This is a genomic window from Halorubrum salinum (genome assembly GCF_024494575.1).
Lineage (GTDB): Archaea > Halobacteriota > Halobacteria > Halobacteriales > Haloferacaceae > Halorubrum > Halorubrum salinum.
The window spans coordinates 365,086-385,272 of sequence record NZ_JANHDO010000001.1; the positions used below are offsets into that span (position 1 = coordinate 365,086).

General features: G+C 71.0%; 19 protein-coding genes and 1 tRNA gene. 10 read left to right on the forward strand and 10 right to left on the reverse strand.

Features of this window, described 5'->3' with window-relative positions:
- Positions 1-103: 103 nt before the first annotated feature.
- Positions 104-661 (reverse strand): J domain-containing protein, encoded by a 558-nt coding sequence (locus NO930_RS01840; RefSeq protein WP_256402291.1) that lies wholly within the window; start codon positions 659-661, stop codon positions 104-106.
- A gap of 120 nt (positions 662-781) precedes the next feature.
- On the opposite strand from NO930_RS01840, the gene mutS reads away from it, so the two are divergent.
- Together mutS and mutL are read left to right on the forward strand one after the other, a co-directional pair.
- On the forward strand, positions 782-3,625 hold the full coding sequence (mutS, locus tag NO930_RS01845) for a DNA mismatch repair protein MutS (protein ID WP_256402292.1): 2,844 nt from the start codon (positions 782-784) through the stop codon (positions 3,623-3,625).
- On the forward strand, positions 3,615-5,357 hold the full coding sequence (gene mutL, locus NO930_RS01850) for a DNA mismatch repair endonuclease MutL (protein WP_256402293.1): 1,743 nt from the start codon (positions 3,615-3,617) through the stop codon (positions 5,355-5,357). The genes mutS and mutL overlap by 11 nt, the downstream gene beginning before the upstream one ends.
- 81 nt (positions 5,358-5,438) lie before the next feature.
- On the opposite strand, the gene NO930_RS01855 is transcribed toward mutL, so the two are convergent.
- On the reverse strand, positions 5,439-7,067 hold the full coding sequence (locus tag NO930_RS01855; protein ID WP_425601437.1) for a PAS domain-containing protein: 1,629 nt from the start codon (positions 7,065-7,067) through the stop codon (positions 5,439-5,441).
- A gap of 184 nt (positions 7,068-7,251) precedes the next feature.
- Here NO930_RS01855 and NO930_RS01860 point away from each other — a divergent pair.
- Positions 7,252-7,324 (forward strand) — tRNA-Arg (locus NO930_RS01860).
- 88 nt (positions 7,325-7,412) lie between these two features.
- On the opposite strand, the gene NO930_RS01865 is transcribed toward NO930_RS01860, so the two are convergent.
- The 6 genes from NO930_RS01865 to NO930_RS01890 form a co-directional block, all read right to left on the reverse strand.
- Positions 7,413-7,811: a DUF7975 family protein gene (locus NO930_RS01865; protein ID WP_137784104.1), complete on the reverse strand. Its 399-nt coding sequence runs from the start codon at positions 7,809-7,811 to the stop codon at positions 7,413-7,415.
- Between the two features lie 73 nt (positions 7,812-7,884).
- Positions 7,885-9,033, reverse strand: a complete 1,149-nt coding sequence (locus tag NO930_RS01870; RefSeq protein ID WP_256402294.1) for a DUF7118 family protein — start codon at positions 9,031-9,033, stop codon at positions 7,885-7,887.
- Entirely contained in the window at positions 9,034-9,477 is a 444-nt protein-coding gene (gene hisI / locus NO930_RS01875; protein WP_256402295.1) for a phosphoribosyl-AMP cyclohydrolase, read from the reverse strand.
- Between the two features lie 67 nt (positions 9,478-9,544).
- Positions 9,545-10,036, reverse strand: coding sequence for a GNAT family N-acetyltransferase (locus tag NO930_RS01880; protein WP_256402805.1), 492 nt, complete (start codon positions 10,034-10,036; stop codon positions 9,545-9,547).
- A gap of 56 nt (positions 10,037-10,092) precedes the next feature.
- On the reverse strand, positions 10,093-11,442 hold the full coding sequence (locus NO930_RS01885) for a DUF92 domain-containing protein (protein ID WP_256402296.1): 1,350 nt from the start codon (positions 11,440-11,442) through the stop codon (positions 10,093-10,095).
- A 399-nt stretch (positions 11,443-11,841) separates the two neighbouring features.
- Complete coding sequence (locus NO930_RS01890) at positions 11,842-12,621, reverse strand: HAD-IIA family hydrolase (RefSeq protein WP_256402297.1); 780 nt, start codon at positions 12,619-12,621, stop codon at positions 11,842-11,844.
- Positions 12,622-12,675: 54 nt separating this feature from the next.
- On the opposite strand from NO930_RS01890, the gene NO930_RS01895 reads away from it, so the two are divergent.
- The 3 genes from NO930_RS01895 to NO930_RS01905 all read left to right on the forward strand — a co-directional run bounded on the left by NO930_RS01895 (position 12,676) and on the right by NO930_RS01905 (position 14,363).
- Positions 12,676-13,110, forward strand: a complete 435-nt coding sequence (locus NO930_RS01895; protein ID WP_137783030.1) for a pyridoxamine 5'-phosphate oxidase family protein — start codon at positions 12,676-12,678, stop codon at positions 13,108-13,110.
- Between the two features lie 94 nt (positions 13,111-13,204).
- Positions 13,205-13,978, forward strand: a complete 774-nt coding sequence (locus NO930_RS01900) for a GTP cyclohydrolase III (RefSeq protein WP_049983473.1) — start codon at positions 13,205-13,207, stop codon at positions 13,976-13,978.
- Positions 13,979-14,132: 154 nt separating this feature from the next.
- Positions 14,133-14,363 carry a hypothetical protein gene (locus NO930_RS01905; RefSeq protein ID WP_137783029.1) on the forward strand — a complete coding sequence of 77 codons (231 nt, stop codon included), beginning with the start codon at positions 14,133-14,135 and terminating at the stop codon, positions 14,361-14,363.
- Positions 14,364-14,415: 52 nt separating this feature from the next.
- On the opposite strand, the gene NO930_RS01910 is transcribed toward NO930_RS01905, so the two are convergent.
- Positions 14,416-14,625, reverse strand: a complete 210-nt coding sequence (locus NO930_RS01910; RefSeq protein WP_137783028.1) for a DUF8149 family protein — start codon at positions 14,623-14,625, stop codon at positions 14,416-14,418.
- A 108-nt stretch (positions 14,626-14,733) separates the two neighbouring features.
- On the opposite strand from NO930_RS01910, the gene NO930_RS01915 reads away from it, so the two are divergent.
- From NO930_RS01915 to NO930_RS01930, 4 genes are all read left to right on the forward strand, one after another.
- A complete protein-coding gene (locus NO930_RS01915) occupies positions 14,734-16,338 on the forward strand; it encodes a heme-binding protein (RefSeq protein ID WP_256402298.1) in 1,605 nt (534 codons plus the stop codon).
- Positions 16,339-16,463: 125 nt separating this feature from the next.
- Positions 16,464-16,928 carry a universal stress protein gene (locus tag NO930_RS01920; RefSeq protein ID WP_049983469.1) on the forward strand — a complete coding sequence of 155 codons (465 nt, stop codon included), beginning with the start codon at positions 16,464-16,466 and terminating at the stop codon, positions 16,926-16,928.
- A 135-nt stretch (positions 16,929-17,063) separates the two neighbouring features.
- Positions 17,064-18,365: a DHH family phosphoesterase gene (locus NO930_RS01925; protein ID WP_256402299.1), complete on the forward strand. Its 1,302-nt coding sequence runs from the start codon at positions 17,064-17,066 to the stop codon at positions 18,363-18,365.
- 135 nt (positions 18,366-18,500) lie between these two features.
- Positions 18,501-19,463: a carbohydrate kinase family protein gene (locus NO930_RS01930; RefSeq protein WP_256402300.1), complete on the forward strand. Its 963-nt coding sequence runs from the start codon at positions 18,501-18,503 to the stop codon at positions 19,461-19,463.
- Positions 19,464-19,505: 42 nt separating this feature from the next.
- Here the strand turns inward: NO930_RS01930 and NO930_RS01935 are convergent, their stop codons facing one another.
- On the reverse strand, positions 19,506-20,123 hold the full coding sequence (locus tag NO930_RS01935) for a metal-dependent hydrolase (RefSeq protein ID WP_137783024.1): 618 nt from the start codon (positions 20,121-20,123) through the stop codon (positions 19,506-19,508).
- Between the last annotated feature and the right edge of the window lie 64 nt (positions 20,124-20,187).

Consider the following 20,187-nt stretch of genomic DNA (forward strand, 5'->3'; position numbering starts at 1 on the left):
ACGGGCGGTCTGGCCGCTCGGCGGCGACGCCGACGGGCCGCCGACGCGACCACCGCGAGCGACGCGGCCGCGACGCACCCGGCGACGCGACACAACCCCGATCCTACTCTTTCAGCGCCTCGTACGCCTGATTCAGCTCCTTGAACGCCTCTTCGTCGCCGTCTTCGCCGTCCGGGTGGAGCCGCTTCGCCCGCTCGCGGTAGGTCGATCTGACCGTCTCCTGGTCGGCCGTGCGGTCGAGCCCGAGCGTCTCGTACGCCTCGCGCTCGGACATCCCGCCCGTCTGCGGCGCGCGGTCTCGCGGATCGCTCCCGGAACTCCCCGACCCGCGACGACCACCGGCGGCTCCGCGACGGGCGCGACCGCGCCCGAACCCGCCGTCGGTCGCCCCGCTGCGCCGATGCGCCGCCCGCCGGTGTTCGGCGGCTCTGGCGCGCTGTCGCGCGCGCTCGCGGTCTCTCGGGCCGACGCGCCCGGCCTCGCGGCGGACGCGGTCGCGGAGCCGGCCGCTCGCCTGGTACCAGAGGAAGTACGAGACGAGCCCGAACGGGAGCGCGACGGCCAGCAGGACGGGCGAGACGACGATCCCGGAGATGACGAGCAGGGCCGTCAGCCCGATGAACGTCGCGGCCATGCCGACCACGATCGAACGGTTCTGCACGGCGGTGATCGGGGACGCACGCGTGTAAAACTCTCGGGGGACCGGTACGGCGAAGCGGGGACGGGAGAGGAGGCGGCCGCCTCCGCACCGTTTATGCCCGCGGGCGCCTCGGTTCGTGGTATGCCAACGGCGGACCGAGAGACGGTGACGGGGCTCCCGCCGGGGATCGCCGCGGCCCGCGACGAGTTGACCCCGATGCTCTCGCAGTACGCCGACCTGTGTGCCGCCCACGAGGACGCGCTCGTGTTGTTCCAGGTCGGCGACTTCTACGAGGCGTTCTGCGAGGCCGCAGAGACGGTCGCGCGGGTCTGTGAGGTGACGCTCACGGAGCGTTCCGACTCGACCGGCGACTACCCGATGGCCGGGATCCCGATCGACAACGCCGGTCCCTACCTCGAAACGCTGCTCGACGCGGGCTACCGCGTCGCCCTCGGCGATCAGGTGGAAGACGCCGAACAGGCGTCGGGGCTCGTCGACCGCGCCGTCACGGAAGTGATAACGCCCGGCACGGTCGTCGAGGCGGATCTACTGGAGTCCGGAACGACGAACTACGTCGCGGCGGTGGCCGGCGAGGTCGGGGAGGCGTCTGCCGCGTCGTCCGGCGACGCCGCGTCGGTCGGCCTCGCCGCCGTCGACGTCTCGACCGGCGAGTGTCTCGTCACCGCTGGGGACCCGGAGACGATAGCCGGGGAGCTGGAGCGCATCGCGCCGGCGGAACTCATTGTCGGCCCCGACGCGCCCGCGTTCGAGCCCGCGGACGCAGACCGTGGCTGGACGACGCACGACCACGACCCGGCGACATTCGAGTACCGGGCCGCGACCGAGCGGCTGGAGTCGTACCTCCCCGCGCCGGACCGACGGTTCGACGCCGACGCGGCGCTCCGCGCGGCGGGCGCGGTGCTCGCGTACGCCGAGTACACCCAGGGCGACGACGGGCCGCTCTCGTACGTCACCCGGATCCGGCGGTACGACCCGCGGGACCGGCTCCGGCTCGACGCCGCCGCCCAGCGCAGCCTCGAACTGTTCGAGAACCGCGGGCTGGGCGCGAGCGACACCCTGTTCGACGTCCTCGACGAGACGAACTCCGCGCTCGGTCGCCGCTGTCTTGAGCGGTGGCTCCGACGGCCGCTCGTCGACACCGACGCGATCGCCGACCGGCACGACGCCGTCGAGGAACTCGCAGACCGCACGCTGGTCCGGGAGGCCGTCGCCGACGCGCTCACCTCCGCGTACGACCTCGAACGGCTCGTCGGCCGCGTCTCCCGCGGCCGCGCCGACGCCCGCGATCTCCGATCGCTGCACGCCACGCTCGCCGTCGTCCCGGAGTTGAAGGCGGTGCTCGCGGGCGCGTCCGACGACGGCGACGCGCCCGCGGGCGATGACGTCGACGCGTCCCCCGACCCCGGTCCGCTCCCCCGGACCGAGCACCTTCGCGACCTCCGCGACCGGCTCGACGAACTCGCGGAGGTCCGCGAGCTGATCGACGCGGCGATCGCCGTCGATCCCCCACAGGAGATCACGGAGGGCGGCGTGATACGCGAAGGGTTCGACGCCGACCTCGACGACCTGCGAGCGACCGAGCGCGAGGGGCGCGAGTGGATCGCGGACCTGGAGGCTCGCGAACGCGAGCGGACGGGGATCGACTCGCTGTCCGTGGGGCACACGCAGGTCCACGGCTACTACATCGAGGTGACCGACGCCAACCTCGACCGGGTGCCAGAGAACTACCGACGCCGGCAGACGCTGAAGAACAGCGAGCGGTACGTCACGCCGGAGCTGAAAGAGCGCGAGGAGGAGATCGTCGGTGCCGCGGAGCGCGCGGACGCCGCGGAGTACGAGCTGTTCGTCGACGTCCGCGAGCGCGTCGCGAGTGAGACCGAGCGGATCCAGGCGCTCGCGGACGCGCTCGCCGAGGTCGACGCGCTCGCCTCGCTGGCGACCGTCGCCGTCGAGAACGACTACGCCCGCCCCGAGGTCGTCGACGACTCCGACGCCGGCGTCGCGATCGAGGGCGGCAGACACCCGGTCGTCGAGCGCGCCGAGGCGTCGTTCGTCCCGAACGACGCGACCCTTCCTCGGGGGTCTGCCACCCTGATAACCGGACCGAACATGAGCGGGAAATCGACGTACATGCGGTCCGTCGCGCTCGCGGTCGTGCTCGCGCAGACGGGCTCGTTCGTCCCCGCGCAAGCGGCCGAACTGCCCGTGTTCGACCGCCTGTTCACCCGCGTGGGTGCCTCGGACGACATCGCCGGCGGCCAGTCGACGTTCATGCGCGAGATGAGCGAGCTGACGGAGATCCTCCACGACGCGGGGCCGGACTCGCTCGTCCTCTTAGACGAGGTGGGTCGCGGCACCGCGACCACCGACGGCCGCGCCATCGCCCGCGCGGCCGTCGAGTTCGTCCACGACGAGCTCGGCGCGACGACGCTGTTCGCGACTCATTACCACGAGCTCACCGACATCGCGGACCGACGCGACCGCGTCCGCAACCTCCACTTCGCCGCCACCCGCGAGGACGGCGACGTGACGTTCCTCCACCGGATCGTCCCCGGCGTCTCCTCGTCGTCGTACGGCGTCGAAGTCGCCGAGCTCGCGGGCGTTCCCGCTCCGGTCGTCGAGCGGGCCCGATCGATCGTGGCCCGCGACGGAAACGGCCAGCGGCCCGCAGACACGCCGGACGCCTCTCTCGACGAGTTCGTCTCTGAGAACGCCGCCGAGGCCACTGCCGCCGAGGCCACTGCCGCCGATGCGAACCCCACAGAACGCGGCGACGAGGGCCGGGACCGGCCCGGAGAGCCTCCGAACGCCGGAGACGAGAGCACGGACGTTGCCGGGGAGAACCCGGGTCTCGTCGCCGACCTCCGCGATCTCGACATCGCGCGCATGACACCGGTCGAGGCGTTGAACGCCCTACACGACCTTCAGTCCCGAGCCGATGGCGGCGAACGCAATGACGGGTGAGGACGTCGAGGTCGACTCGGACGCGCCGGCGGTCCGCCGGCTCGATCCGGCCACGGTCGACCGGATCGCGGCCGGGGAAGTCGTCACTCGCCCGGCCCGCGTCGTCGGCGAGCTGATAGACAACGCGCTCGACGCCGACGCGTCTCGCGTCGAGATCGCGGTCGCGGGCGACGGAACCGACCGGATCCGAGTCGCTGACGACGGCCGCGGGATGAGTCGGCCGGACGCTCGGCGGGCGATCGAACGTCACGCGACGAGCAAGCTCGCGCCCGACGGCGAGGTCGTCGGCGTCGACTCGCTCGGCTTCCGGGGCGAGGCGCTGGCGGCGGTAGCCGACGCCGCGAGGCTCGAACTCGTCACGAGTGACGGCGGCGCGGTCGGTACGCGGATCGTGGCCGACGGGACAGACCGCTCGGGGACGGACACTGGATCGGACGACTCCACCCCGACCGTCTCGGACGCCGGCCGCGCTCGGGGCACCACCGTCGTCGTCGAGGACCTGTTCGCGACTCGCCCCGCGCGCCGCGAGTCGCTCGCGGGAGCGGCCGCCGAGTTCTCGCGGATCTCTTCGCTCGTCGCCGAATACGCGCTCGCGAATCCCGCGGTCGCGTTCACGCTCGATCACGACGGCTCGCGGACGCTGTCGACGCCGGGGTCCGGAGTCACCGACGCGCTGCTCGGCGTGTACGACCGACGGACGGCGAGCCGGTCGACGGAACTCGACGCGAGCGCCGACATCGACCCGGGAAGCGGGGACGGTTCCGTCTCTGTCGGGATAGCCGGCGTCCTCGCGTACCCCTCGATCACCCGCGCCTCGCGCGACCACGTCCGGGTCTCGGTGAACGGCCGTCCCGTCCGTAACGACCGCCTCGCGGCCGCGGTCCGCGCGGGATACGGTCGGCTCCTCTCTGACGACAGCGAGCCCGTCGCCGCGGTCGACGTGACGGTCCCGCCCGCCCGCGTCGACCCGAACGTTCACCCCGCCAAGCGCGAGGTCGGGCTCCGCGACGCAGATCGGGTCGCCGACGCCGTCGAGACGACCGTCGCCGACGCGCTCACCGGTGCCGACCTCAGACGGCGAGACGGCGTCGACACGGGGATCGGCTCCGCGCTGGAGCCGGTCGGAGCCGACGACGGTGACCGCCCGGCGGCGTTCGCCGACGCGGAGCCGATCGGAACGTTCCGCGACCTGTACCTCCTCGTCGAGGCGGGCGACGAACTGCTCGTCGTCGACGGCCACGCCGCCCACGAGCGGGTGAACTACGAGCGGCTCGCTCGGGCGTTCGACGGCGAGCCCGTCCCGACGGCCTCGCTCGACCCGCCGGCGACGCTCTCGCTGTCGGCCGACGAGGCCGCGGCAGCGGCGGCGCACGCGGGCGCGCTCGACGCGCTCGGCTTCGAGACGGAGTCGTTCGGCGGCGACACGGTCAGGCTTCGGTCGGTTCCGGCCCCGTTCGGCCGGACGCTCGACGGCGACGGGTTTCGCGAGGCCCTCGCCGCGCTCGGTGCCGGCGAGCGACCCCGGGACGCCCGAGAGGCGCTGCTCGCGGACCTCGCGTGTCACCCGTCTCTGAAGCGCGGCGATATCGGTGAACTGAGCCCGGACGCCCAGCGGGCGCTCCTGAACCGGCTCGGCGAGTGTGAGCGGCCGTACGCGTGTCCGCACGGCCGCCCCACCGTCCTCGCCGTCGACGAAGCGACGTTCGCGGCGGCGTTCGGGCGGGACCGGTGAGGCCGGTCAGCCGTCGCGGCGTCTCCGCGTCCGCCCCGTCGGCCTCGGAGTCGACAGCGAGATCGTCGCCGCGATACGCCCTCACTTTTCGATCCACAGGTCGGCCTCGGCGGCGGCCTCGGGACCCGGTGCACGTACCTCGAAGCACGCGCCGTCTACTTCGTCGCCCGCGTCCGGAGCGCGCTCGCCGTCCACGCCGGTGTCCTCGCGTGCGACGTCTCCCATATCGACCGCGTCGTCTCGGAGCGTGACCTCCCAGCCGTGTGACTCCACTATCTCTCGGACGATGTCGAGTCCGTATCCGGTCCCGTCCTCTCGGGTGGTGACGCCCGGCTCGAACACGCGCTCGCGGTGCGCGGGATCGACTCCCGGACCGTCGTCCGCGACGAGAAAGCCCGACTCGGTCGCGGCCACGGCGACCGTGAGGTCGGTTGGGGCCGCCGAGCCGTCCTGTGTTCCGTGCTCGATGCAGTTCCGGAACAGGTTCTCGAACGCCTGTCGCAGCCGCCCGCGGTCGCCCCTGACGCGCGCGTCCGCGTCGACGAGCAGGGTCGCGTCGGGGCTCCCGGCCGTTCCCCACGCGTCGCGGACCACGCCGTCGAGTGTGAACTCGGTCGGCTCGTCGATCCCCGACCCCTGCCGCGCGAGCGTCAACAGCTCGGTGACGAGCTGGTCGATCCGGTCGACCGCGCGCTCGCCGCGAGCGAGCGGCGTCGTGTCGTCTTTGAGCCGAGCCATCTCCATCGACGCGCGGATCACGGACAGCGGGTTGCGCAGGTCGTGTGAGACGATGCTCGCGAACCGATCGAGGCGCTCGTTGCGGTCGGTGAGACGCCGTTCGCGGGCCTTCCGGTCGCTGACGTCTCGGGAGTTGAGGAGCAGCCGCCCCCCGACGTCGTCGCCGGGGAGCGACCGCGTCTGCGACTCCAACCAGACCCAGTCGCCGTCGGCGGTGCGGTACCGGTACTCGAGCGTCGGGGCCGCGTCCGGGTCCGAGAGCGCGTGGTAGAACCGCTCCGTCACGCGCTCGCGGTCGTCGGGATGAACGTACCCGAGCGGCGACCGCCCGACGGTCGACCCCTGTTCGTACCCGAGCACCTCCTCTACCGACGGACTCTCGTACCTGACGCGGCCGTCTCCGTCGACGACGGTCACGAGATCGGTACCGTACTCCAGAAACTGTCGGAACCGTTCCGGAAACGCCCTGTCGACGTCGACGCGACGCGCGGTCACGACGCGGCCGCCGAACTCGGGAGCCAGCTTCTCGTCGACGACCGACTCGACCCAAACGAACCCGCCATTCGCGTGTCGGATCCGATGGGTGACGGTCCGGTCGGTCGCGACGGCGGAGAGCGCGTCCGCGACGCCGTCGCGATCGTTCGGATGCACGTACTCCAGCAGGTCGTCACCGGTCACGGCCTCTCGTCCGACGCCGATGACCCCAGGCATCGACGGCCCTGCGAACAGCACCTCGCCGTCGACCGCGACAGCCATGACGAACCGGTCGGCGTCCGGAACTATCGCTCCGCCGTCGGCGGTCGACACACGCCCGGTGCGGTCGCGGTCGACGACCGCTCGTTCGGTGTGGTCTCCCGACCGATGAGAACCGCGGGAACGGGGACGATCGATACCACTACCGGGCCCCACGCCTCGCGCTTCGTCGATCGGTCGGAAGGTCACGCTTGCGACAGGCTTCGTTCGACGACGCATAAACCCGCACCCCATGGAATCAAATTCGATAATCGGAAGCGGTCGGCGGCGGTGATGTCTCGTCGGTTGCGGGTCTGATACTCTCGGAACACTTGTACATCGCTCCTCTCTGCGATCCGTCCCTGTCACATCTGGGATCGGGAGTCAGAAGCGTTAAACGCTCTCCGGCGATACCCCGTCGTGAGGGCGCGTAGCTCAGTGGACAGAGCACTTGGTTCCGGACCAAGATGCCGCGAGTTCAAATCTCGTCGCGCCCGTTTCGTTTCCTAACGAACCGGATCCAATAGCGCTGCGGTTATCGCACGTCGCCTCCGAGACGACCCGACACCGCGCCGGTCGCCGCGTTCACACCGCGGTCACCCACGCCCGGTAGTCGTCGTCGAGCGCATACACCTCACGGAACGCGCGTTCGATGAACCCGGCCACGCGATTCGCGTCAGACCGCGCGGTGATCACCGCGTTCGTCCCCTCTGCCTCCTCCGGACTGACGAGTTCGTCGATGCGGAACTCCGGAAACTCGCCGAGCAGCGCCTTCAGTCGCTCCAGTTCCGCGTCGGTGCAGTCGAGTACCACCTCCGTCCCTGCAAGCTGGATCCACGGCGGAACCTCGCCGCCGTCGGTCCCGTCGCTATCGGGGTCGACGTCGACGGTCATCACGTCGCTCGACCGGTTCCGGTGTGCGGCCGCGGCGTCTGCGAACAGCTTCAGCCGCTCCGCCTCGGTCGCGGCGTCGAATCGAGTCATGCCCGCCTCTCGGCTCCGACGCGTCTTAAAAAGCGGCCACGCGGGCGACGCCTCGCACGCAATCGGCCGCCGCTCACGTCCGTTCCGTCTCCGCGAGCACGTCCTCGACGATCGACCGCGTCCGTTCCGCCTCTTTCACGCGCTCGTCGACGACGCCGCGCTCGATGAGCGCTACCTCGGCGTCGTCGAGGGCGTCGCGTACCTCGGCCGCGCGCCGCAGCCGCTCGTAGTCGTCCTCGCGGGCGAGTTCTCGAACCGACCGCAGCGTCGCGACCGTCTCGTCGTCGGCCACCCGCGAGACGAGCGGGATCAGCTCGTCGATCTCGTAGCCGAGTTCGTCGCCGCCGGCGGGGGGCCAGTCGAGCGTCAGGGGTTCGCCGTCGAGCCGCTCGATGTAGGTCCGGTGGACCGCGACCGCCGTCCGGAGCGCGCCGGGGTCGTCGACGTAGTGGTCGAGCTTCGAGTTCGAGTAGTCGGCGTACTCTACGAGCGTCGGCAGCGGCTCCTCGCCCGCCTCGTAGTCGGCGACGTAGTCGGCGAGGTCGGTCGGCGGCACGTCGACGTCGACGAACGGCGTCCCGTCGGCCCTTTCAAGGAAGGCGAACACCTCGCGGGCGGACGCCGAGGCGTAAAACGACGCGAACGCCTCGCGCACCGCCTCGTTGTACGCCTCTATCGGCTCGCGGAGGCGGTCGACGTCGACGTCGAGGTCGGCGTCAGCCATTTCGGCGACCGATCGGAGTTCGTCGAGCCGCGAGTCGAGGTCTTTTTTCGCCGCTTTCGCCTCCTTGCGAGCGATCCGGTACGCGTCGACGGCGTCGTCGTACGCGTCGAGGAGGTCGACGTACTCGCCCGCGGGGTCGAGCGCGTCGCGGGCGGCGTCGAAGTCGCCCTCGGAGAGTCGTTTCTTGTCGACGGCGCCGTCCGCGGCGTCGAACGCGTCGGCCGCGAGCGCCCCGTCGCCGACGTCCACGGCGTCGGCGAACTCGCCGCGGAACTGGACGTAGGATCCGAAGTCGCCGGTCCCGACCGCGTCCTCCTCGTACTGGTCGAGCACGCGGTGCGCCCGGCGGTAGGCGTCCGCGGCGGCCTCGACCCGCTCCCGTCCGAGGTCGTCGATCCGGCTCTCGATCCGCCGAAGCTCGTCGTACCGCTCTCTGAGTGTCGCAGCCGCCTCGCCGGCCTCGGCGATCGGCCCGTCGTCGGTGTCCCCCGCGGCCATTCAGTACACCTCGTCGGGGTCGAACACGCGGTCGCCGACGTGTTCGCCGTCGATCGTGCGGTGAAAACACGACCGGTGGCCCGTGTGACACGCGCCGACGTTCTGATCGACGAGGTACAACAGCGTGTCGGCGTCGCAGTCGACGCGCACCTCCCGGACCGCCTGCGTGTGTCCCGACGACGCGCCCTTGTGCCACAGCTCGTCGCGAGAGCGCGAGTAGTAGTGAGCTTCGCCGGTCTCGCGGGTCCGTTCGAGCGCCTCCGGCGAGACGTACGCGAGCATCAACACCCCTCCCGAGTCGGCGTCTTGGGCGATCGCGGGCACGAGCCCGTCGTCGCCGAAGTCGACGTCGATCGGCCCGGTCGAGTCCGTCTCACTCCGGTCCGCCTCGTCGACGGCCTCGTCCCGGTCGGCGTCTCCGGTGTCCGCGTCGACATCGCTCATGTCTCGCCGGACGCGCGGATGTCGAATAGGCCTTTTGTCTGTCTCCGCCGTCGGAACGCGCCGTCGCTCACTCCAGCCGCAACACCAGCGCGTCGCCGTCGTCGTACGCGTCCGCCCGGCGGTCGACGACCGAGAACCCGAGGCTCTCGTACAGCGCGAGCGCGGCCTCGTTGTTCGGGTGCGCCTGCAGCGTCACGGGGCCCGACGCCTCGCGGACGACGGCGCGGAGCAGTTCGCTCGCCCGCCCATCTCGACGACAGTCCGGGGCGACGACGAGCTCCGCGAGGTGGACCCCCGACCGGTTCGGCGCGTCGACCGGCAACAGGTATCCCGCGACCCGCCCGCCCGGACCGGCGTCGCTCGCCGTCCCGCTGTCACTCGCCGATCCGCTGTCGCTCCCTGACCCGCTGCTCGCCGTCCCGCCGTCGGCGACGCTCACCCGAACGGCCCCCACCGCGAGCCCGTACTCCAGCAGGTCCGGGTTCGGCTGGCGGAGGTGCGACTGTAGCTCGCGGATGCGGCCGGCGTCGGCGGGGCGCGCGGCGCGGACCCGAGACATCTCCCTGCGTCCGGACCCGGACGACGGCTCCGAGTCGCCGCCGCGGTCGCGTCCCGTCATCGAAGCATCACCGCCCAGAGCGTCACCGCGGCCGCCGCGCCCGAAAGCGTCGCGAGGAAGTTGACCGCCTGGTTTCCGACGGCCTCTCCCTCGACCAGCGCGCCGAGGAGGCTGTCGACGGTCATCCCGACGACGCCGGCGCAGACGACGACCGCGCCGCCCACGACGGGGTCGCCGAGCGGCATGCCGAGCGCGGCGAGCCCGCCGACGAGGAGCCCGCCGGTCCCCCCGGCCACCTCGCCCTGCCACGTCACCGCGCCGTCCGTTCCCGGCTCGACCCGCCGCAGCGTCGTGACGAGCCGCGGACCGTCGTACAGCCCGCCGATCTCAGAGGAGAGGGTGTCGGCCATCGCCGTCGCGGTCGCGCCGGCGAACGCGAGCGCGAACGGGGCCGCCGGCACGGCGACGTGCGCCGTCGCCGCGTAGCCGACGACCGCGGCGAGCGCGACGGCGGAGTTGGCAAGCACGTTGCCCGTGCCGCGGGCTCCCTCGTTCTCCTGTGCGACGCCGCGTTCCGCCTTCTCGTCGAACCGGTACTTCGAGGCGAGTCCCCCGACGGCGTAAAACGACATGAGCGTGAGGAACCACCCGACGCCGCCGAGCACGACCGCCAGCAGCGCGGAGAGCACGCCGGTCAACATACCGGAGACCGAGGCGGTGCCGAGCGCGACCGAGACGTAGCCGAGCGCGACGGTCACGCCGAGCCCGAAGGCCACGAGCGCGACGGTCACGCCCGGGTCGAGCGCGATGAACCCCCAGACGGCGAAGGCGACGAGGATAACCGTGATGTGCGCGTCACGGGAGAACACCAGCGACCGGACGAGCGCGGCCGTCAGCGCCGCGACCGCGGCGAGGAAGCCGACGCCGGGGAGCGTCGCGGTGACGCCGCCGGTCGCGGCGCCGACGGAGACCAGTCCGCCGGTCTGAGCCAGCACGGCGACCTGTCCGGCGACCGCGCCGAGCGTGCCGCCGGCGACGTAGCCGGCGACGAGGACGAACTCGTCTGTCGACCGGGAGCCGACGAGTTCGCGGCCGAGGCGACCGAAGCCGACCGAGAGCGTCGCCGCGGCGAGCGCCGCGTAGGGGAGCGGCGCGCGGGGGAGGGAGGCGAAAAGCGCGAGCCCGGCCGCGGCGAGCGAGAAGGCGACGAACCCGTAGAGCCGCTCTTCGTCGCGGTCGCCGGGGAGCGCGAGCGTCTCGAACCACTCTCCGTCGCGGACGCCGAAGAAGGCGAGGCCGGCGACGGCGAGAAACGGCACGGGCGCGGCGTCGCCGAGCGCCGGAGCGAGGACCGCAAGTGCGGCCACCGCGGCGAAGGCGCTCGCGCGTCGGAGCCTCCGTGTCACACACTCGGCTACCCGGGACGCGCACTTAACGGTCCCGACAGCGGCCGACTCACCGCGGCGGCGACGACGAGCGCCGCGAGGCGATCGACGGCGAACCGCCGACTATCAGGCCGCTCAGTATCGATACTCGTTGAACTGCACCGCGTGTCCCTCGATGATCCGGACGGACCGTTCCGGGTCCTCTCCGTCGCTCGCGCCCTCGCGTGTGTCTCCCATACTCATACGGTAGCCGAAGTCGGAATCCGATATAAACGTTACCCGCGCGGCGAAAGTGAGATCGGAGCGTGCACCGCTAAATGAGATCGGAGCGTGCGCCGCTAAATGAGATCGGAGCGTGCGCCGCTGGCCGATCCGCGGTCGCGGGCGACGATCTCGTCGCGGCGGTCGACCCGCCTCGGATCAGTCGAGCACTCGACCGACCTCGCCGAGGTCGTCGAGCACGTAGTCGGGCGAGACGGCGGCGTCCTCCACCGCCGCCTCGTCCGTGATCCCGGACAGCACGAGAGCGGTCGTCATTCCCGCGCGCTCGCCGAGCGCGATGTCGGTGTCGAGGCGGTCGCCGACGACGAGACACTCCTCCGGCGGGTAGGGGAGCCGCTCGCGGACCATCTCGATCGCGGGGTCGGAGGGCTTGCCGAGCACGACGTCGGGCTCGCGCTCGGCGACGCCGGCGATCGCGTTGATCACGGCTCCGGACCCGGGGACGTCGCGCTCGGGCGCGGGGATGACGACGTCGGGGTCGGTCCCGACGAACGGGACTCCACGCTCTAAGGTCCACAGCGCGGTACACAGATCGTCGTAGTCGAACTCCCGATCGATGGAGGCCACGAGCGCGTCCGCCGCCGCGGGGTCGTCCGTGGTGGTGAGTCCCGCGTCGGCGAACTGAGAGAGCAGCCCCGCGTCGCCGATACACAGCAGGTCGTCTGCCGCGTGGTGCTCTCGGAGGTAGCGCGTCGTCACCGTCCCGGCGGTGAACACCTGTTCCGCGTCGACGTCGTAGCCCGCGGAACCGAGGCGGTCGACGTACGCCGGCGGCGCTTTCGTCGGGTTGTTCGAGACGAACAGCGTCTTGATCCCGGCCGATCGCAGTCGTTCGTACCCCGCCGGCGCGCCGCCGATCGGATCGTCGCCTCGCACGACCGTCCCGTCCACGTCGAGGACGGCTCCGCTGAATGACATGGTCTCCGTCGGGTCGCCACGACCCTATTTGTGTCGTCGTCGCGTCTACCGCGCATGGAGCACGCCGAGTACGTCTACACGAGCGGCATGACCGAGTCGGACGTCGACGATCACCTGCGAGCGGGTCACCACGGCGTCCTCGGACTGGCACGCGACGACGACGCGTACGCCGTCCCGCTGAGCTACCACTACGACGGCGAGCGGCTCCTGATCCGCGTCAGCGGCCACGACCGCGACAGCGAGAAGCGGCGGTTCCTCGACGCGACCGACACCGCCACGTTCGTCTGTTATGACGCGTCGGCGGACGCGTCGTGGAGCGTCCACGTCCGCGGACCGATACGAGAGTGGGACGGCGACGTCGACGAGGCGACCCTCAACGAGTGGTTCCCGCCCTTTCGCCTGTTCGACGAAGCGGTCGAACAGGTCGCATTCACGCTGTACGCCCTAGAGATGGAGACCGTGGTCGGTCGGCAGACGACCCAAGGGTGACGACGCGGTGGGGCCGCTGTCCCAGATCCGATACCGCTAACGCGTTCGGGATAACGGAAGCATAAAGCGGCACGACTCCGTATCGGTGTCTACTGTGACGACGACCCAGGTGACCCTCGTCCAGATCGACAACTACGGGCCGTGGACCGTGACCCCGGAGCCGCGCCGCGAGATGGACCTCCAGACGCTTCAGTCGCGGCTCTTCGCCGACATCGCACAGTTCGTCGGCCACCGCGACGCGTACGTCTTCTTCACGCGCTTCGACAACATGATCGCGGTGACGAACGGGGTCGACGACGCCGCCCACGCGGCGCTGCAAGAATCGATCGGAAATCGCTATCCGGTGAGTATCAGCCTCGGGACCGCGGTCGCCGAGCGCCCGGTCGACGCCCTCACGGCGGCGAACCACAGGCTCCAGACCGAGGGGAGCGCCCAAGACGAGAGCCGGACCGAGGTGCTCGCCGGTGAGTACCTCACGGAGACGACGGACACCGACCTCCAGATCGCACACTTCGACGTCGTCGACGTCACCGGAAAGTACACGGACCAGATCAACGAGTTCGACACGTTCATCAACGTCGAGCGGGCGTACGCTTCGCTGATGCACTACCTCCGTGAGACCCACGGGGCGCTCTCGTTTTTCGTCGGCGGCGACAACATTATCTCCGTCTGTCCGGACCTCCCCGAACGCGCCTTCACCGACGCGGTCGCACACGTCGAAGACGACGTGGGCGTCGAACTACAGGTCGGCGTCGGCAGCGGGGCGTCCGCACACGAGGCCGGCTTCGCGGCCAAACACGCGCTCGAGGACTGCCGTCGCGACGGGACGAGCGTCGAACTGTTCGCCGCGCCCGCGATCGGTGACTGACGCCGACGTGGTCTTGACGCCGACGCGATCTCGGCTCCGACGTGGTCTCACAGCCGACGCGGCGAGTTCTCTCGCCACCCGGAGCACGTGAATATCTGATATGATAATTGGGGGTGTAGAGTTTTTATACGCATCCTGTGAACGGCCGAATAACATGTCCGAGGACATCGTATTCGTCTGTACCGCAGACGACTGTGACGCTGGGCCGTGGGAGGGATCCCACGACGCGATGGCCCACTGCGCCGAGCATTCAGACCACGGCTACACGGGACACCCCCGGTCGGAAGTGACGGACGTCATTCCGGCGACGGTGACGCGAAAACGCGACAATCGGAACCTCCAGCACAAGGGGCACCCCCGCGGCGCGCTCGCGCAGGACGACTGAGTCGGACTCCCGACGCGCCGAGCGCGGTTCGGTCCCGCCGGTGAGCGTCCGACTACTCCGTCTCGTCGAACAGCCCGAGATCGTCGGCGACGAGATCGGCGAGCTGGTCTTTCAGGGCCGGATCGACCTCGGCTACGTCGTCTCCGTCGTGTTTTCCGTCGTTGTGTCTGGTGAGTGCTCCCTCGACGTCGGACAGCGGGACGCGGGTCTCCGTCTCGCACTCGGTGCACACGATCGGGACGGACGGATCGTCACTGGACATCGTCCGAGTAGTCGCGGGTGCCCGGTATCAACCTTCGGGACCGGACGAGAGTTTCCGCCGCGTGGGACGACTCACAAACCCCTAAGTCGCGGCGTCCCAAGGCGACGTATGGTCGAGGCTCCACAGACCGAAGAGGGCTGGTTCGCGCTGCACGACTTCCGGTCGATCGACTGGGACGCGTGGCGCGACGCCCCCGAACGCGAGCGACGGCGGGCGATCGAGGAGGGTATCTCCTTCCTGAACCGCCGCGAACGGGTCGTAGACGCCGACGAGGGCGACTCCGGACTGTTCTCGGTGCTCGGACACAAAGCCGACCTCCTTTTCGTCCACTTCCGGCCGTCTCTCGACGACCTCTCTGCGATCGAGCGTCGGTTCGAGGACACGGCGCTCGCGCAGTTCACCGAGCGGACGACCTCGTACGTCTCCGTCACCGAGGTCTCCGGCTACGTCTCCGACGAGTACTTCGAGGACCCCGACGCCGTAGACGAGGGGCTCCGCCGCTACATCGAGGGGAAGCTCACGCCTGAGATCCCCGACGACGAGTACGTCTGCTTCTACCCGATGAGCAAGCGCCGCGGCGAGGAGCACAACTGGTACGACCTCTCATTCGAGGAGCGCGCCGACCTCATGGCCGGCCACGGCGACGTCGGCCGCGAGTACGCCGGCAAGATCAAGCAGGTGATCGCCTCCTCGGTCGGCTTCGACAGCCACGAGTGGGGGGTCACGCTGTTCGGCTCCGACCCGACGGACATCAAGGACATCGTCTACGAGATGCGGTTCGATCCCGCCTCCTCGCGGTACGGGGAGTTCGGCGAGTTCTACATCGGGCGGCGGTTCCCGCCCGCCGACCTCGGCGCGTTCCTCGCCGGCGAGACGGTGCCGACGGGCGACGGCGAGAGCGGGGGGCCCCACGGCGACCGCGGTGAGGGGGGCCACGGCGAAGGCCACCGCGGCGACGACGGCGGCCGCGGCGAGGGCCACGATCGCTCCGGTGCCGGCGGCGGCTCCGCGCACGGCGACCACCCGCACGGCGAGGAGGGCGCGGGCGGCGAGGGCGACCACCCGCACGCGAGCGGTGAGAGCGGGGGACATCACGGCGGTGGTCAGGACGCGGGCGACGACGCCTCTGACGAGGAGATCCGCGGCGAACTCGCGGACCTCGACATCTACGCCGGGAAGCCGCACGGCGAGGACGTGTACGCCACGGTGCTGTACAGCGAGGCCGACGTCGACGAGCTGTTCGACGAGGTCGAGGGGCTCCGCGGCAACTTCGACCACTACGGCACGCACGTGAAGACGGCCGTCTACGAGGGGCGCGCGACCGACCGCGCCGCCGTCGTCTCCATCTGGGACACCGCCTCCGCGGCGGAGACCGCCGCCGGCTTCCTCTCGGAGCTGCCCGGGATCGTCGCCCGCGCCGGCGAGGAGTCCGGCTTCGGCACGATGGGGATGTTCTACACCGTCAAGCCCGACTACCGCGAGGAGTTCGGCGACACCTTCGACGACGTCGGCGAGATCCTCGCGGAGATGGACGGTCACGTCGAGACCGACCTGATGTCGAACGTCGAGGACGAAAACGACATGTTCATCGCCAGTCAGTGGGAGGCGAAGGAGGACGCGATGACCTTCTTCGGCTCCGACGAGTTCCGCGAGACGGTCGAGTGGGGCCGCGAGGTGCTCGCCGACCGGCCGCGGCACGTCTTCTTGGCCTGAGGTAGGGCGCGGACGCCGCGGGCTCGATCTCTCTCGGTCGCCTGACCGCCGCTGTCTTCCGATAGCCGTGTCGCTGTCGGGTCCGACCGCCGGGTTTTAGGTGTCGTTACGGCGAACGCCCGGCTATGTTCGACACGATCGTGGTCGCGACCGACGGCTCCGACAGCGTCCGGCGAGCCGTCGACGTCGCGGTCGACATCGCCGCGCGGTTCGAAGGGGAGGTCCACGCCGTCTACGTCGTCGACAGCGGCGAGGTCGAGTCCACGCCCGACGAGGTCCGCGAAGACCTCCGTGACGCGCTCGACGACCACGGCGAGTCGGCGCTCGCCGAGGTCGAAGACGCCGCCGCCGCCCGCGACCCCGAACTCGACGTCACCGTCGACGTGCGCGAGGGACGCCCCGCCGCGGAGATCGCCGGCTACGCCCGCGAGGTCGACGCCGACGTGGTCGCGATGGGGACGCGCGGACGACACGGAGAGAACCGCTTCCTCATCGGTTCCGTCGCCGAGCGCGTCGTCCGGACCTGCCCGGTCCCCGTCCTCACCGTGCGCCAGCTCACGGACGAGGACCCCCGGCGGACGACGATCTGACACTCCGCGACGACGGTCCGATCGCTCCCCGTGGACGACGGTCTGACCGCACTCCGAGGGCGACCCGCCGGACTCCCCCGAGCGCGTCCGACGCGAGAGCGGCGGAGTTTTCCCGTTCCCGCCCGCCTCGTCGGTATGGACGACGATCTCATCGACGAGGGGAACACTCCCCGATCCCGGTACACGCGCCTGCCCGGCAAGGGCTTTTTTTACCCCGATTCGCTTGACGAGGAGCGCGCCGAGCGGCGGGCGAGAGAGGCGATAGAGGGCAGCGAGGCGGTCGTCGTCGCCGACGGCGACGCCGACGGACTCGCCTGCGCGGCGATGGTCCGCGAGGCGTACGACGCCGCGCTCGACGTGGCCGACTTCGAGGCCGCCATCGCGGCCCGACTGGAGGACGGCGACGACGCGGAGGGCGAGGGCGACGACGCGGATGCAGAAGGCGGCGACGAGGGTGTCGCCGGCGACGCCGAGAGCGACCCCGACGACCCGACCGCAGACGCCCACGCCGAGTCGCCGGTCGGGCTCGTCTCGGCGGGCCCGTACTCGATCGACACGTCGCTAGAGCGCGTGCTCGCGTACGCCGACGACGGGGTCGACCTCTTCGTCTGTGACCTCTGTCCGGACGACTACGAGTGGATCGCGGAGCCGCTGGAGACGCTCGCGGAGACGGCCGACTCGATCCGCTGGTTCGACCACCACCAGTGGGACCCGGAGACCGCCGAGTCCGTGCGCGACCTCGGCGTCGACCTCGTGGTCGGCGAGTCCGACGAGGAGTGCACCGCCGACGTGGCCCTGCGCTCTCTCGACCACGCGTTCGACGACCGCTTCTCGGAGCTGGCGGCAGTCACCCGCGACCACGACCTCTGGATCAAGGAGGACCCGCGATCGGACGACCTGGCCGACTACTCCTACTGGGCCGGTGCCGAGGAGTACGCGACGGTCGTGGGCGCGTACGGGGCCGACCTCCCCGGAACGGTGCAGGCGTTCGTCGCCGAGCGCCGCGTCGAGAAGGAGGCGCGGATCGACGCCGCCGTCGACCGCGCGGTCACCCACGAGGTGGGTGACTGGACCGTCGCCGTGACGTACGGCCGGTGCTCGCAGAACGAGGTCGCGGAGGCGCTTCGAGAGTCGGGCGCGGACGCGGCCGTGATCGTCAAGCCGGCGGGCTCCGCGTCGATCCGCGGCTCCGAGGATTTCCGACACGCCCACGAGGTCGCCGGGAAGGTGAACGGCGGGGGCCACCCGCAGGCGGCCGGCTGCAAGCCCGACATCTACGACGACATGCTGGATTACGCCCAGCACTGGACCACCGAGGGACAGGCCTGCAAGCGCGTGATCCTCGCGGCGTTCGAGGCGGTCGCCGAGGAGGTCGCCGGGACGGAAGACGGGGAAGACGAAGCCGACGACGCGAGCGACGCCGCCGAGTCGGAGTAGCTCGCGACCAGACCGCCCCCGTGGCCATGCTCCCCGCGACCATGCCTCCCGTGACTCGGCCCCACACGCGACACCGGTGACGTCCCGCGACGCGGAACCGTACCTTGATACCGCCCGCCCGTTCTCCTGTAGCCAATGGCTGACATCCTCGTCGCCGGCGAGACGCTCGTCGACCTGCTCCCCGACTCGGGCGCGACACTTCACGACGTCGACGGCTTCAGCCACCGCCCCGGCGGTGCGCCAGCCAACGTCGCCGTCGGACTCTCGCGGCTCGGTGCCGACCCGGCGTTCTGGACCCGGCTCGGCGGCGACCCCTTCGGCGGCTTCCTCGGCGAGACGCTCGGCGACGAGTCGATCGACGACGCGCACGTCGAGCGCGTCGCGGGCAACACGACGCTCGCGGTGGTCTCCCCGCCGGGCGTCGACGACCGACGATTCCGGTTTTACGGCTCCCGGGACGTGACCTTCGGATTCGATCCGGACGCGGTCCCGACCCACGCGCTGGACGACTGCTCGTGGGTACACCTCGGCGGCGTCGCCCTGACGCATCCGGACGGCCGCGCCGCGATGCGAGCGCTGGCCGCGGAGGCCAGCGACCGCGGCTGCACCGTCTCCTTCGACGTCAACTACCGCCCGGACCTCGTGGCCGACGGAGACGGCGAGTCGGTCCGCGACGCGATCCGCTCGATCCTCGCCGACAGCGACGTGGCGTTCGCGAGCGACGAGGACGTGGAGGCGGCGGGGCTCTCCTCCAGCGAGGGGGCGGCGCTTTGCCGCGACCTGCTCGAACTCGGGCCGCACACGGTCGTCGTCACGCTCGGCGCGGCCGGCGCGCTCGCCGTCGGATCGCCCGAGTCACCGTGGGGCGACGTGACGGCGCGACACGAGGGGTTCACCGTCGACGCCGTCGACGCGACGGGGGCCGGCGACGCGTTCACGTCCGGGTTGATCGCACGGCTCGCCGGGGGGGCCACCGATCTCGACGCGTCGCTCGGGTTCGCCAACGCGACCGCCGCGCTCTCGGTGCAGGACCGCGGCGGGATGGCGGCGCTCCCGACCCGGGAGGCGGTCGAGGCGTTCCGCGAGGAGCGTCGATAGGCGCGGGAGCGGAGCTTCACGCCGGACGCGGACGCGTAGCGCTCACCGCGGCGGGCCGTCGTTCCTGTACCGGTCTGGGAGGTACGGCGTCGCCGCCGCGGGCACGAACGAGACCGCGTACGCGGCCAGGTCGGCGAGGTGGCGGCGGAGCGCCGTGTACACGACGGCGACGGCCAGCGTCGCGGCCACGACGACGCGGAGCGGTCCGTCGAGCAGGGCGAGCAGGGGCAGCGACAGTCCGACGGAGAGCGCGAGGTCCTCGACCGCGCCGTCGTACCTGACGCCGCGGCGCGGCGCGACCCACCGGTTTCGGTAGTGGTCGTACACCGCGCGGTCGGAGTTCCCCTCCCACGGACGGAGTTCCAGCCCCCCGCCGTACATGTCGGCGAGGCTGTGGACCGCAGCGCCGAGTAGGAACAGCGCGAGCGCCACGGTGAGCGCGGAGGGAGACACGAGCGCGGAGCCGACGGCGACCACGGAAGCGGCGGCGTAGTAGACGGGGTAATGAAGCGTCTTCCGATGGCCGACGTACATGTCGAGGTCCGGGAAGAGCCCGCCGAGAAAGCCCGCGATAAACCCGACGGTCGCGAACTCCGGGGCCACGCGGACCAGCGGCGCGGCGAGCAGCATCCCGCCGAGCACGTGGGTCGGAAGCATCATCGTGTCCGTATCGAAGCAACGGAAATATATGAACGTATCGGATGTTCGGATCGGCAGATCTGCC

Bases quoted from the DNA above. Each gene is read 5' to 3' on its own strand.
- hisI (WP_256402295.1), bottom strand. From the start codon at position 9,477: ATGAGCGATGTCGACGCGGACACCGGAGACGCCGACCGGGACGAGGCC.
- NO930_RS01865 (WP_137784104.1), bottom strand. From the start codon at position 7,811: ATGACTCGATTCGACGCCGCGACCGAGGCGGAGCGGCTGAAGCTGTTC.
- NO930_RS01880 (WP_256402805.1), bottom strand. From the start codon at position 10,036: ATGTCTCGGGTCCGCGCCGCGCGCCCCGCCGACGCCGGCCGCATCCGC.
- NO930_RS01895 (WP_137783030.1), top strand. From the start codon at position 12,676: ATGGAGCACGCCGAGTACGTCTACACGAGCGGCATGACCGAGTCGGAC.
- NO930_RS01910 (WP_137783028.1), bottom strand. From the start codon at position 14,625: ATGTCCAGTGACGATCCGTCCGTCCCGATCGTGTGCACCGAGTGCGAG.
- NO930_RS01905 (WP_137783029.1), top strand. From the start codon at position 14,133: ATGTCCGAGGACATCGTATTCGTCTGTACCGCAGACGACTGTGACGCT.
- NO930_RS01930 (WP_256402300.1), top strand. From the start codon at position 18,501: ATGGCTGACATCCTCGTCGCCGGCGAGACGCTCGTCGACCTGCTCCCC.
- NO930_RS01870 (WP_256402294.1), bottom strand. From the start codon at position 9,033: ATGGCCGCGGGGGACACCGACGACGGGCCGATCGCCGAGGCCGGCGAG.
- mutL (WP_256402293.1), top strand. From the start codon at position 3,615: ATGACGGGTGAGGACGTCGAGGTCGACTCGGACGCGCCGGCGGTCCGC.
- NO930_RS01890 (WP_256402297.1), bottom strand. From the start codon at position 12,621: ATGTCATTCAGCGGAGCCGTCCTCGACGTGGACGGGACGGTCGTGCGA.
- NO930_RS01920 (WP_049983469.1), top strand. From the start codon at position 16,464: ATGTTCGACACGATCGTGGTCGCGACCGACGGCTCCGACAGCGTCCGG.
- mutS (WP_256402292.1), top strand. From the start codon at position 782: ATGCCAACGGCGGACCGAGAGACGGTGACGGGGCTCCCGCCGGGGATC.
- NO930_RS01915 (WP_256402298.1), top strand. From the start codon at position 14,734: ATGGTCGAGGCTCCACAGACCGAAGAGGGCTGGTTCGCGCTGCACGAC.
- NO930_RS01925 (WP_256402299.1), top strand. From the start codon at position 17,064: ATGGACGACGATCTCATCGACGAGGGGAACACTCCCCGATCCCGGTAC.
- NO930_RS01855 (WP_425601437.1), bottom strand. From the start codon at position 7,067: ATGCGTCGTCGAACGAAGCCTGTCGCAAGCGTGACCTTCCGACCGATC.
- NO930_RS01935 (WP_137783024.1), bottom strand. From the start codon at position 20,123: ATGATGCTTCCGACCCACGTGCTCGGCGGGATGCTGCTCGCCGCGCCG.